The organism is Tatumella sp. JGM130 (assembly GCF_018257525.1).
Lineage (GTDB): Bacteria > Pseudomonadota > Gammaproteobacteria > Enterobacterales > Enterobacteriaceae > Tatumella > Tatumella punctata.
Window position 1 is genome coordinate 1 of record NZ_JAERJS010000033.1, and the last position, 11,792, is coordinate 11,792.

Consider the following 11,792-nt stretch of genomic DNA (forward strand, 5'->3'; position numbering starts at 1 on the left):
CACGCCCTGCGGGTGGCCTGCGGCCATACAACAGGCTGTGTTGTCGAACCCTGCGAGGGTTCTCACCCTCCCGGGCCAGTGCTCGCTGAAAGCAATAAAAAAGCCTGAACTTTCGTTCAGGCTCTCTTAATAAATGATGGCGGTGAGGGAGGGATTCGAACCCTCGATACGTTGCCGTATACACACTTTCCAGGCGTGCTCCTTCAGCCACTCGGACACCTCACCACATTTTTTCTGTCGACCGCTGTAGCGGCTAACGGGGCGGTACTATAGGGAGTCGGCCGCAAACGGTCAAGATTTTTTTTATTCTTTTGTTTTATTCGCTTAACTACTGAGCTTGTTGATGCAATTGACCGCAAGGTGATGGTATTTTATTCAGCGGACGGTCAGTAACCTCAGTCTTTAACCTGCTCAGCAAAGCGTTTACGTAATTTCTGTAACTTTGGCGGGATTACCGCCAGACAAAAACCGTTGCGCTGGCCGGCACCATCCCAGTAATTCTGATGGTAGTCTTCGGCAGGATACCATGTCCGGAGCGGTTCGATGGTGGTGACCACCGGTGCAGAGTGTTCTGCTGCGGCACGCTGAATGGCTTCTCTGGCTGCGGCTTCCTGCTGCGGGTTGTCAGGAAAAATAGCTGATCGGTACTGTGTCCCGATGTCATTTCCCTGACGATTTAACTGAGTAGGGTCGTGGGTAGCAAAACTGATATCCAGTAAATCTCCGTAACTGACGACCGCAGGATCAAAACCAATCCGGATAGCTTCTGCATGTCCGGTAGTACCTTCACATACCTGCTGATAGACTGGGTTTTCCGTGATCCCCCCCGTATAGCCGCTTTCGACGGATTCAACCCCGTTAATGCTTTTGAATACCGCTTCAGTACACCAAAAACAGCCACCGGCAATTACTGCATACTCTATTGTCATCGTACATTCCTCTGTTTACTGCCGAATAATGATTGTCACTATATCAGATATGTGCAGTATGCTGTTTTTCAAGTCTCATTATCTCCTGTTGCAGACGACAGTCTTCCGGAAAACAGGATAATGACAGAATCCGGCTATTACTGGCCGTTATATCGGTGAACCAGAAAGTCAGTATCACTGCAGATAAAGCATTAACCATCCTCTGTAATGAATCATCTGCAGAGGACAATCAGAAAATTACAGCGCAGTATTTTGATAACCCCCCTCGAAAGATTGCATTATTTATAACCAGAATCGGGCAATGTAAATTAACTGGCTGTATCTCTTTACAGGATAAACTCATAGCTCATCACCGCACTGAATAGTGATGTAAAAATCTTATATGCTGTCCTGCCGGTAGTAACTGCCACAAACAGTACCTGTACGCAAGGTAATGCCATTATTTTTTATATCAATGCCGGTTGATGCTGGCAGGTTAAAATAATTAATTTCAGAATTGATCGATTTTGTTTAATAAAGGCATTGATTTTAGCAGGTGAATAATCGTCGTACTTTCTCTATTGAAATAGTCATGCAACGGAAGGCGTTATTTTAAGAATAATGTTTTATCTTTAGCGCCGGGTGGTATAACCTTCTGCTTGCTAACACAAATTGTCGTTTGAATATTTATTCATGTAAAAGAATAAGTATCTCTTGCTTTCGTAAGAAGTGAATGAGAAATTTAATTTAACATTACACACCCCATTGCCGCGGCAGTGGATTTGTTATTAATTGTTTCAACAGGCTGATCGCAGTTTTTGATAAAAAAATAAATGGGTTTCATTACTCTCAAAAGAGAGTGCTGTAAATTTCGAAATGATCTGGGTCAATTATTAAGATGAAACAACCGTGAAAGTTATTGTGCGCGTTACTGACAGAGGTTAAATTCTAATAAGATAAATCCCATAAAAAAGGAAAAAATAACTTCGTATTCTCTCACTAAACTCAGAAGTTGCGGTTTATTATACTGTTTCCGAAAGCTTTTTAATTATTTAATCTTGTAATTAAGTTCATGAAAGATAAGTTTCACGGATGAATATACCCCGGAAAACCAGTGCACGGCTTGCCGGGCCTTTAGGTTCACAATTTATACAGCAGGAAAGAAAAATGAATACAACTAACCTGGTGAAACATATTTATGATGTTAACCTTTCATATTTACTTCTGGCCCAGCAATTAATTAGTCAGGATAAATCCTCAGCTATGTTCCGTTTAGGGGTTGATGAGTCAATGGCGAATAAACTGGCTGAACTTACTTTACCCGAACTGGTTAAGCTGGCTGAGACAAATCAGTTGATATGTAAGTTACGGTTTATAGATTATACGATTATTCAGCAGCTGACGCGTGAATCCCGGGTGGATGATATGCAGCAAATCCATACCGGAATTATGCTGGCCAGTGAACTTTTACAATCCGTTTCTTAGAGATTATTCGGGCCAGATTCAGGAGGTAAATATGAAAGTACATAGCGTTATACGTGAAGGTCATGATATCCAGCTGGCGATTGACCTGATCCGCCTGGGAGCACGGTTGCAATTGCTTGAAAGTGAGACCGTACTCAGCCGCGGACGTCTTATCCGGTTATATAAGGAAATCAAGGGTTGCCCGCCGCCGAAGGGGATGCTGCCGTTTTCCACCGACTGGTTTATGACATGGGAACATAATATTCATGCGACCGTATTCTTTCACGCATGGTTATTTATGCAGAAAACACATCTGCTTAATGGTGTCGATGGGTTGATTGCTGCCTATCGTCTGTACCTGGAACAATGTCCTCCCGCAGATACAGGACCACTGCTGGCACTGACCCGCGCATGGACATTGATCCGTTTTGTGGATAGCGGAATGCTTGAACTGGCAGCCTGCCGCTGTTGCCACGGACAGTTTATTAATCATGCTCATCAGCCTAAGGGGAGCTTTATTTGCAGTTTATGCCAGCCCCCTTCCAGGGCGGTGAAAAAACGTAAACTTCCGCAGACACCTGCCGATAACATCGTATATATGCGGGGTGAAGAAATAAAAATATGATCATTATCTGATCTGTTTATTCTCCGTAATGTGATAACTATATTTTTTATTAGTTTTTAATAATATCAATATAATCAAAATCCGCAAAATATACCGATGACGTAAGGGGTCTCCGTGTTAATTATTCTGGGATATATAGTGGTTATCGCCTCAGTGCTGGGAGGCTATGTTCTGGTTGGCGGGGAACTGGGGGTATTATATCAGCCTTCTGAGCTATTAATTATTGGCGGGGCAGGGGCAGGTGCTTTTCTGGTTGGGAATAATGGTAAGTCAGTATTAAAAACACTCAGAGCTCTGCCATTATTACTGCGAGGCTCGAAATATACGAAAACGCATTACCTGGATTTAATGACGTTGTTATTTATTCTGTTATCTAAGGCCCGTCAGCAGGGAGTGCTTGCTCTGGAGAAGGATATCGAAAATCCGGCGGAGAGTGAGATATTTACTCAGTACCCACGTTTGCTGAATGATCAAATGGTGACTGACTTTATGACCGATTATTTGCGCTTGATTATCAGCGGTAATATGAGCGCATTTGAGATTGAATCTCTGATGGATGAAGAAATAGAAACCTATGAACATGAAAGTGATGCACCGGCACAAAGTATAGCGATGGCAGGTGACGGTCTGCCTGCATTTGGTATTGTGGCGGCTGTAATGGGGGTGATTCATGCCCTGGCGTCAGCAGATCGCCCGGCAGCCGAGCTGGGCGCGTTAATTGCTCATGCCATGGTCGGGACATTTCTTGGTATTCTGCTTTCCTACGGATTTATTACCCCGCTGGCCGCGGTGCTGCGGCAGAAATATGCCGAAAATATAAAAATGATGCAGTGTATTAAAATCACGCTGCTATCCAATATGCATGGTTATCCGCCACAGATTGCCGTCGAGTTCGGCAGAAAAGTGCTGTATTCAACGGAACGACCATCCTTTACTGAACTTGAAGATCATGTACGTGAAAACAAATCTGTAAATAAAACATCAGCGGAAGCAGATGTATGAAACCTGACGAACGCCAGATAGTGGTGGTGAAAAAAAGAAAGTCGTCGGGCCACCATGAAAGTCATGGCTCCTGGAAAATTGCTTATGCCGATTTTATGACGGCAATGATGGCCTTCTTTATGGTGATGTGGCTGATTGCTGTATCCACCCCGAAGGAGCTGCAACAGATTGCTGAATATTTCAAAATGCCACTGCGGGTGGCATTATCCGGCGGACAACGCAGCAGTGACAGTGTCAGTCCGGTACCTGGCGGAGGCAATGATATTACGCAAAAACAGGGTGAAACCTTAAAGACGCCTCGTAAAACAGACAGTAAACATCAGCGTGATGTACAGCAGCTCAAAAAACTGAAAAAAGAGCTGGAAAGTTTGTTACTCAATGATCCGCGTCTGAAAGCACTACGGCCCCATTTATTGATTACTGTCGTCAGTGGCGGGTTACGTATTCAGATTATCGATAGTAAACAACGGCCAATGTTTTTGCTGGGCAGCGCTGAGGTTGAACCCTATATGCGCACTCTGCTGCAGGCTATTGCACCTGTGCTGAACGATGTGCCCAACAAAATAAGTATTGCAGGACATACAGATGATTTTCCTTATCAGGACGGAGAAAAAGGTTTCAGTAACTGGGAATTGTCGGCAAACCGTGCCAACGCTTCGCGCCGTGAACTGGTGCGTGGCGGCCTTAATCAGGGAAAAGTACTCCGGGTAGTTGGTATGGCTGACACTATGAAGCTGAAAGATCTTCAGGGTGATGATGCAGAAAACCGTCGTATCAGTTTGCTGGTAGTGAATCAGGATGCGGAAGAAGCTATCGAGAAAGAAAACCGGGAAGAGCAGGCAATTACTATTTCAGACCCGTCTGAGCTGAGTCAGCATACCAGTGCCGTAGTTCCGGTACCTGCACCTGACACAGTGCCTGCCATCGCCAGGAAAGGGACAAACAGTTTCCGGATTCAGCAACCGGCGGGTGTTTCTGGCCGTAGCAGCACAGTATCGTCAGCGATTATACCTTCGGATAAATAAAGGCAGCTTACGTGACAATGGATATCAGTGATTTTTATCAGACCTTTTTCGATGAAGCCGATGAATTACTGGCGGATATGGAACAGCATCTGCTGGCACTTGACCCGGCGACTCCGGAAGCCGAGCAACTGAATGCTATTTTCAGAGCGGCCCATTCGATCAAAGGCGGAGCAGCCACTTTCGGTTTCACTGTGCTACAGGAGACGACCCATATTCTGGAAAATATCCTCGACAGTGCCCGCCGTGGTGAACTGGCGCTGAATAGCAGTATTATCAATACGTTTCTGGAAACCAAAGACATTATGCAAGAACAGCTGAATGCCTATAAAACTGCGCAGCAACCCGATGAAGAAAGCTTTAGCTATATTTGCCAAATGCTGCGGCAGATAGCCCTGGGTGTTACCGGCGATCCCCCTCCGATAACGGACCAGGTCTGCGGGCAAACAGTAGCCGCAGAGACCCATACTGAACCTGCGACAGGGACAACATCGGGCAGCGAGCCCCTGCCGCTACGTATCCGGCTGGAGTCTTTGAAAACCAATGAAGCTGAGACCCTGTTAAACGAAATACGACATCTGGGAAATGTGTCGGATGTGGTACAGCAACCCGGCAGTATTGAAGCGACAGTGCAGGGAGTCAGTGCCGATGATTTACTGGCGGTGCTCTGTTTTGTGGTTGATGAGCAGCAAATACATTTTGTTTCGCCCGGCGAATCCCATCCGCCGGTCAAAGAGAGCAGAGAGAATACGGATGATGTTGTGCCTGCGAAAGCCGCACGCCATCAGGCACCGGTCGTAAAAGCCAGCGAGTCTACCAGTATCCGGGTGGCTGTTGAGAAAGTTGACCAGCTGATTAATCTGGTAGGAGAACTGGTGATTACCCAGTCGATGCTGCAGCAGCATGCCAATACGCTTGAGCCGGGCGTACACGGAGACCTGCTGAACAGTATGAGCCAGCTGGAACGTAACGCCCGGGATTTACAGGAGTCGGTAATGTCTATCCGGATGATGCCCATGGAGTATGTATTCAGCCGTTTTCCGCGGCTGGTGCGTGATCTGGCCGCGAAACTGGATAAGAAAATTGAGCTGACATTACAAGGCAGTTCAACGGAACTCGATAAAAGTCTGATAGAGCGAATCATCGATCCACTGACACATCTGGTGCGTAATAGTCTGGATCATGGTATTGAATCTCCTCAGCAGCGGCTGCAACAGGGTAAAACCGAAACCGGTAACCTGATCCTGTCTGCGGAACACCGCGGTGGTAATATCTGTATTGAGGTTACGGATGACGGCGCGGGCCTGAACCATGAAAAGATACTCGCCAAAGCCAGGCAGTCAGGCATTCCTGTTCATGACAATATCAGCGACGATGAGATCGGACTGTTAATTTTTGCGCCCGGATTTTCGACGGCAGAACAGGTGACTGATGTCTCCGGACGGGGAGTCGGGATGGACGTGGTAAAACGGAATATCCAGCAGATGGGCGGACATGTCGAAATAACGTCTATACCCGGTGCCGGTACCACCATCCGTATCCTGCTGCCCCTGACCCTGGCAATCCTCGACGGTATGTCGGTGCGGGTGGGAAATGAAGTCTTTATCCTGCCCCTTAATGCGGTGATGGAATCACTGCAGCCTGACAGTAAAGGGCTGAAAGCGTTAGCCGGAGGGGAGCGGGTACTCGAAGTCCGTGGCGAGTATTTACCGCTGGTGGTGTTATCATCCGTATTTGATGTGGATAATGCCCATACGGATCCGACCCGGGGTATCGCGATTATTTTACAAACTGCCGGTAAACGTTATGCCTTACTGGTTGATCAGCTTATTGGCCAGCATCAGGTCGTGGTAAAAAATCTTGAAAGTAATTACCGCAAAGTTGAAGGCATCTCTGCAGCAACCATTATGGGAGACGGCAGTGTCGCGTTTATCGTTGATATTGCGGTATTGCAGTCATTTCATCGGGATAAATGTTTATCCGCGAAATCGGGTAAGCTCGTCGAATAGATTTGCGGGGTTAATGTGGAACAAATAACAGAGGAAATCGTTTCCCAGGAATTTCTGGTATTTACGCTGGGTGATGAAGAATACGGTATTGATATTCTTAAGGTACAGGAAATTCGCGGGTACGATCACGTCACACGGATTGCCAATACCCCGCCATTTATTAAAGGCGTCACTAACCTGCGCGGAGTGATTGTGCCGATTCTGGATATGCGCATTAAATTTTTGCAGGATAATATTTCCTATAATGAAAATACGGTAGTGATAGTGCTTAATCTTAAACACAGGGTGGTGGGGATTGTGGTGGACGGGGTATCTGACGTCCTCGCTCTGAGTAAAGATGATATTCGTGCTGCGCCGGAATTCACTGTCACTCTGTCAACCGAATATCTGACAGGGCTGGGTGCCAGAGGTGATCGTATGTTAATTCTGGTGGATATCGAAAAATTACTAAACAGTGAAGAAATGGCACTGGTCGATACCCTCGGCTAACCAGCTGTGTAAAAAATAAAAACTTTCTGGCGGCATTTAGTCGCCTTTATTTTGACTGCTGATAGTAAGCAGATAATAAAGATTAATCATGCCGGGCCGATATAAGCAGAGTCATGCTTATTACAGAGGTCATTATGTTCAGTCGGATGAAAATTGTAACCAGTCTATTATGTGTGCTTTGCCTGATGGCAGTATTACAGATTGCCAGTGGCGGGCTTTTTTTTCAGATGCTTAAAACCGGCAAGGATAATTTTTATTTCAGCCAGGTGCTACGCGATCAACAACAATATATTACCGGGGTTAGCAGTGCCCTGCTGGAGGCGAGAAATAATATCAGTATGGCGGCAATCAGTGCACAGCAAAATATTAACGCATTGCAGAGTAATAAACAGGTTCAGGTGCTGCTTAAAAATGCGGCGGACCAGATTAAGCTGGCTGATGAAGAATATCAGAACTATACCAGTGCACTGACCGACAGTGGTCTTAAAGATCCTCGCCAGCAGGATTTACAAAAAAGTTATAAAAAATATCGTGCCGGATTAGACGAATTACTGATGCTGGTCAGTGAGGGTAAGATTGCCGAATTTATCGATATGCCGGTGCTGGAACAACAAAAAAGGTTTGAGGATAATTATAACGGCTGGCTGAAGCGTAATGATGAGCTGACCGATCAGGGAATTACTCAGAGTGCGGTGGATTTTCTGCATGCTGAATGGATGATTATCGGAGTACTGATCGTCACTTTGCTGGTGGTAGGGCTGGTCTGGCTGGGGATGCACCGGATCCTGCTGAGGCCATTACGTCAGGGGATTGAACATATTCGCCAGGTTGCTAATGGCGATCTGACCCATGCTATTGACGTAACCACCAGTAATGAGATGGGGGAACTACTCAGTACTGTCCGTTATATGCAGCAGGAGCTGAGAAATACGGTCGGACTGGTGCGCGATAGCTCCGAATCTATTTATACCGGGGCCAGCGAAATAGCGAATGGCAGTACCGATTTGTCTGCCCGTACCGAACAACAGGCCGCATCACTGGAAGAAACCGCATCCAGTATGGAACAACTGACCGCAACGGTGAAACAGAATGCCGAAAATGCGCGTCAGGCGTCACAACTGGCGTTAAATGCATCAGATACGGCGCGGCACGGTGGATCTGTGGTCGATAATGTTGTCACCACCATGAAAGATATTGCCGGCAGTTCACAGAAAATTGCCGATATTACCAGTGTGATTGATGGTATTGCCTTCCAGACTAATATTCTGGCCCTGAATGCGGCGGTCGAAGCGGCCCGTGCCGGAGAGCAGGGGCGGGGGTTCGCAGTGGTTGCCGGAGAGGTACGCAACCTCGCACAGCGCAGTGCCCAGGCGGCCAAAGAAATTAAAATCCTGATTGAAGACTCGGTCAGCCGCATCGATTCCGGTTCACAACTGGTGGAAAATGCCGGTGTCACTATGGGAGAAATTGTCAATGCGGTTACCCGGGTGACCGACATTATGGGCGAGATTGCCTCGGCATCGGAAGAGCAAAGTCGTGGTATTGACCTGGTCAGTACCGCAGTGACAGAGATGGATCAGGTGACTCAGCAAAATGCCACTCTGGTCGAAGAGTCGGCAACTTCTGCAGCGACACTGGAAGAACAGGCAGGTTTACTGAAACAGGCAGTCGCTGTGTTCCGTATCGGGCCTGTCACTCATGAAAATGACGTAAAATTGCTGACCGGTGCGGCCAGTGCCAAAGTCGCTCGCGGTCACAGTCAGTCTGCGGATAACTCGCCTGATAACTGGGAAACATTTTGAGCCCTGTACAGTTACCGGCCGGAAGAATGCACCGGGAAGTGCTGGCGGGGAATTCCCCCTGCCGGTCCCGGCAGAGATTTTCCGGAGACGCCCTGTCAGCTGATGTAAAGGATTACGGTTAATCTATGGATAAACTACCCAATACGGCGGCGCGGCAAAAGCTACCTGCGGCCAGCCAGCCACATAAGTTGTTATTGTCAGAGGCCAATTTCCAGCGATTGTGTCAGCTTATCTATCAGCGGGCCGGTATTGTGCTGGCCGCACATAAACGGGAAATGGTCTACAACCGTCTGATGCGCCGGTTACGGTTATTACAGATGAACGATTTTGGTCAATATCTGGCGATGCTGGAAAGTCAGCCCGCCAGCAGTGAATGGCAGGAGTTTATTAATGCGCTGACCACTAATCTGACTTCGTTTTTTCGTGAAGCACACCATTTTCCGCTACTGGCTGAGCACGCTCGCAGCCGGCATGGCAGTTACAGCGTCTGGAGCTGTGCGGCCTCTACCGGTGAAGAACCTTATTCTATTGCTATGACTCTGGCCGATACTTTAGGGATGGCGCCCGGTAAATTTCAGGTATTTGCCAGTGATATTGATACCGGAGTGCTGGAAAAAGCCAGGCAGGGGATCTATCGGCGTGAGTCACTGGATATGCTGACGGCAGAGCAGTTACAGCGTTATTTTCTGAAAGGAAAAGGGGCACAACAGGGGCTGGTTCGTGTGCGGCCCGAGCTGAGCCATTATGTACAGTTCTCACAGCTCAATTTACTGAGCCCTGACTGGAAACTCCCGGAAAAATGCGATGCTATATTTTGTCGTAACATTATGATTTATTTTGATAAATCTACGCAAGAGGCCATTCTGCGGCAGATGGTCCGGTATCTGAAACCCGGCGGGCTCTTGTTTGCGGGGCATTCTGAAAATTTCAGTCAGATAAGTCAGGATTTTTGGCTACGGGGCAAGACGGTTTACAGTCTGGCTAAGGAAAGGCAATGAGTAAAATTACTGTGCTGAGTGTTGATGATTCAGCTCTGATGCGCCAGCTAATGACGGAAATTGTAAACAGCCAGCAGGATATGGAAATGGTCGCGACGGCACCGGATCCGCTGGTGGCACGGGAGCTGATTAAACAGTTTAACCCGACAGTGCTGACACTGGATGTGGAAATGCCCCGTATGGACGGGCTGGAGTTCCTGGAAAAGCTGATGCGTTTACGGCCAATGCCGGTAATTATGGTGTCATCACTGACAGGTAAAGGTTCGGAGGTTACTCTCAGGGCGCTTGAACTGGGGGCTGTAGACTTTGTGACTAAACCGCAACTGGGTTTGCGCGAGGGTATGCTGGCCTATTGTCAGGTGATTGCCGAGAAGATTCGTATTGCTGCCCGTGCCCGGCTCTACCGGCCATCAGCGTCAGGCGCTCCGGGCATTCTCAATGCGCCGCCGATCCTCAGCAGTGAAAAACTGATTGCGATTGGGGCATCGACAGGGGGGACTGAAGCCCTGCGCCGGGTACTGGAACCTTTACCTGCCGCCTCACCGGCGGTACTTATTACCCAGCATATGCCGCCGGGATTCACCCATTCTTTTGCTGAACGCCTGAACCGGCTTTGTCAAATCACCGTGAAAGAAGCGGAAGAGGGGGAGCGGGTTCTGCCTGGTTTTGCCTACATTGCCCCCGGTTCTATGCATATGGAACTGGGACGCAGCGGGGCAAATTATCAGATTAAATTGCATAACAGTGAACCGGTAAATCGCCACCGGCCATCGGTAGATGTTCTGTTTAATTCGGTGGCCAGATTTGCCGGACGTAACGCAGTCGGGGTGATCCTCACCGGGATGGGAAATGACGGTGCCAGCGGATTACTGAAAATGCGTAACGCCAAAGCCTGGACCATTGCGCAAAGTGAAGCAACCTGTGTGGTCTTTGGCATGCCGCGCGAAGCAATTCTGCTGGAAGCGGCCTGTGAAGTGGTCGACCTGGAGAATATCAGTCAGCAGATGCTGGCGCATATCAGCCGCGGACAATCGCTCCGTATTTAATCTAAGCAGTAGCGAACACAAAGGAAAGTGCAATGGCGGACAGTAACTTACATTTTTTAGTTGTTGATGATTTTAATACCATGCGGCGTATTGTCCGTAATTTATTAAAAGAGCTGGGGTTTACCAATGTAGAAGAAGCCGAAGACGGGGTGGATGCCCTGAATAAATTACAAGCCGGAAATTTCGGGTTTGTGATCACTGACTGGAATATGCCCAATATGGACGGGCTTGAGCTGTTACACAGTATTCGCGCGGACGGTAAATTATCGGCGATGCCGGTACTGATGGTCACCGCGGAAGCCAAAAAAGAAAATATTATTGCCGCCGCACAGGCCGGGGCCAGCGGTTATGTGGTTAAGCCGTTTACCGCCGCTATTCTGGAAGAAAAACTGAATAAAATTTTTGAAAAACTCGGTATTTAGGGGAC

11 protein-coding genes and 1 tRNA gene are annotated in these 11,792 nt (G+C 47.8%); 10 read left to right on the forward strand and 2 right to left on the reverse strand.

The features are described from left to right. Positions 1-137 precede the first annotated feature (137 nt). Both JK211_RS13650 and msrA read right to left on the reverse strand, forming a co-directional pair. Positions 138-225 (reverse strand) — tRNA-Ser (locus JK211_RS13650). A 170-nt stretch (positions 226-395) separates the two neighbouring features. Next, positions 396-929, reverse strand: a complete 534-nt coding sequence (gene msrA / locus JK211_RS13655) for a peptide-methionine (S)-S-oxide reductase MsrA (protein ID WP_212709224.1) — start codon at positions 927-929, stop codon at positions 396-398. Positions 930-2,075: 1,146 nt separating this feature from the next. Between msrA and flhD the strand changes: the two genes are divergently transcribed. The 10 genes from flhD (at position 2,076) to cheY (ending at position 11,787) form a co-directional block, all read left to right on the forward strand. After that, positions 2,076-2,393, forward strand: a complete 318-nt coding sequence (gene flhD / locus JK211_RS13660) for a flagellar transcriptional regulator FlhD (RefSeq protein ID WP_212709225.1) — start codon at positions 2,076-2,078, stop codon at positions 2,391-2,393. Positions 2,394-2,424: 31 nt separating this feature from the next. Next, positions 2,425-2,997 carry a flagellar transcriptional regulator FlhC gene (flhC, locus tag JK211_RS13665; RefSeq protein ID WP_212709226.1) on the forward strand — a complete coding sequence of 191 codons (573 nt, stop codon included), beginning with the start codon at positions 2,425-2,427 and terminating at the stop codon, positions 2,995-2,997. 114 nt (positions 2,998-3,111) lie between these two features. Then, a complete protein-coding gene (gene motA, locus JK211_RS13670) occupies positions 3,112-3,999 on the forward strand; it encodes a flagellar motor stator protein MotA (RefSeq protein WP_212709227.1) in 888 nt (295 codons plus the stop codon). Further along, a complete protein-coding gene (gene motB, locus JK211_RS13675; RefSeq protein WP_212709228.1) occupies positions 3,996-5,024 on the forward strand; it encodes a flagellar motor protein MotB in 1,029 nt (342 codons plus the stop codon). The genes motA and motB overlap by 4 nt, the downstream gene beginning before the upstream one ends. Before the next feature lie 17 nt (positions 5,025-5,041). Further along, the gene (cheA, locus tag JK211_RS13680; RefSeq protein WP_212709256.1) at positions 5,042-7,030 is read left to right on the forward strand and encodes a chemotaxis protein CheA; all 1,989 of its coding nucleotides are present in this window, start codon (positions 5,042-5,044) and stop codon (positions 7,028-7,030) included. Positions 7,031-7,045: 15 nt separating this feature from the next. Beyond that, complete coding sequence (cheW, locus tag JK211_RS13685; protein ID WP_371734643.1) at positions 7,046-7,519, forward strand: chemotaxis protein CheW; 474 nt, start codon at positions 7,046-7,048, stop codon at positions 7,517-7,519. 134 nt (positions 7,520-7,653) lie between these two features. Next, a complete protein-coding gene (locus JK211_RS13690; protein WP_212709229.1) occupies positions 7,654-9,321 on the forward strand; it encodes a methyl-accepting chemotaxis protein in 1,668 nt (555 codons plus the stop codon). A 125-nt stretch (positions 9,322-9,446) separates the two neighbouring features. Then, the gene (cheR, locus tag JK211_RS13695; protein WP_212709230.1) at positions 9,447-10,319 is read left to right on the forward strand and encodes a protein-glutamate O-methyltransferase CheR; all 873 of its coding nucleotides are present in this window, start codon (positions 9,447-9,449) and stop codon (positions 10,317-10,319) included. After that, on the forward strand, positions 10,316-11,365 hold the full coding sequence (locus JK211_RS13700; RefSeq protein ID WP_212709231.1) for a chemotaxis response regulator protein-glutamate methylesterase: 1,050 nt from the start codon (positions 10,316-10,318) through the stop codon (positions 11,363-11,365). Before cheR ends, JK211_RS13700 begins: the two co-directional genes overlap by 4 nt. Positions 11,366-11,397: 32 nt before the next feature. Continuing rightward, positions 11,398-11,787, forward strand: a complete 390-nt coding sequence (gene cheY / locus JK211_RS13705) for a chemotaxis response regulator CheY (RefSeq protein ID WP_212709232.1) — start codon at positions 11,398-11,400, stop codon at positions 11,785-11,787. Positions 11,788-11,792: the final 5 nt, after the last annotated feature.

What these genes read in the sequence shown, in the direction of transcription:
- msrA (WP_212709224.1), bottom strand. Translation starts at nt 929, where the DNA reads ATGACAATAGAGTATGCAGTAATTGCCGGTGGCTGTTTTTGGTGTACT.
- flhD (WP_212709225.1), top strand. Translation starts at nt 2,076, where the DNA reads ATGAATACAACTAACCTGGTGAAACATATTTATGATGTTAACCTTTCA.
- flhC (WP_212709226.1), top strand. Translation starts at nt 2,425, where the DNA reads ATGAAAGTACATAGCGTTATACGTGAAGGTCATGATATCCAGCTGGCG.
- motB (WP_212709228.1), top strand. Translation starts at nt 3,996, where the DNA reads ATGAAACCTGACGAACGCCAGATAGTGGTGGTGAAAAAAAGAAAGTCG.
- cheA (WP_212709256.1), top strand. Translation starts at nt 5,042, where the DNA reads ATGGATATCAGTGATTTTTATCAGACCTTTTTCGATGAAGCCGATGAA.
- JK211_RS13690 (WP_212709229.1), top strand. Translation starts at nt 7,654, where the DNA reads ATGTTCAGTCGGATGAAAATTGTAACCAGTCTATTATGTGTGCTTTGC.
- cheR (WP_212709230.1), top strand. Translation starts at nt 9,447, where the DNA reads ATGGATAAACTACCCAATACGGCGGCGCGGCAAAAGCTACCTGCGGCC.
- JK211_RS13700 (WP_212709231.1), top strand. Translation starts at nt 10,316, where the DNA reads ATGAGTAAAATTACTGTGCTGAGTGTTGATGATTCAGCTCTGATGCGC.
- cheY (WP_212709232.1), top strand. Translation starts at nt 11,398, where the DNA reads ATGGCGGACAGTAACTTACATTTTTTAGTTGTTGATGATTTTAATACC.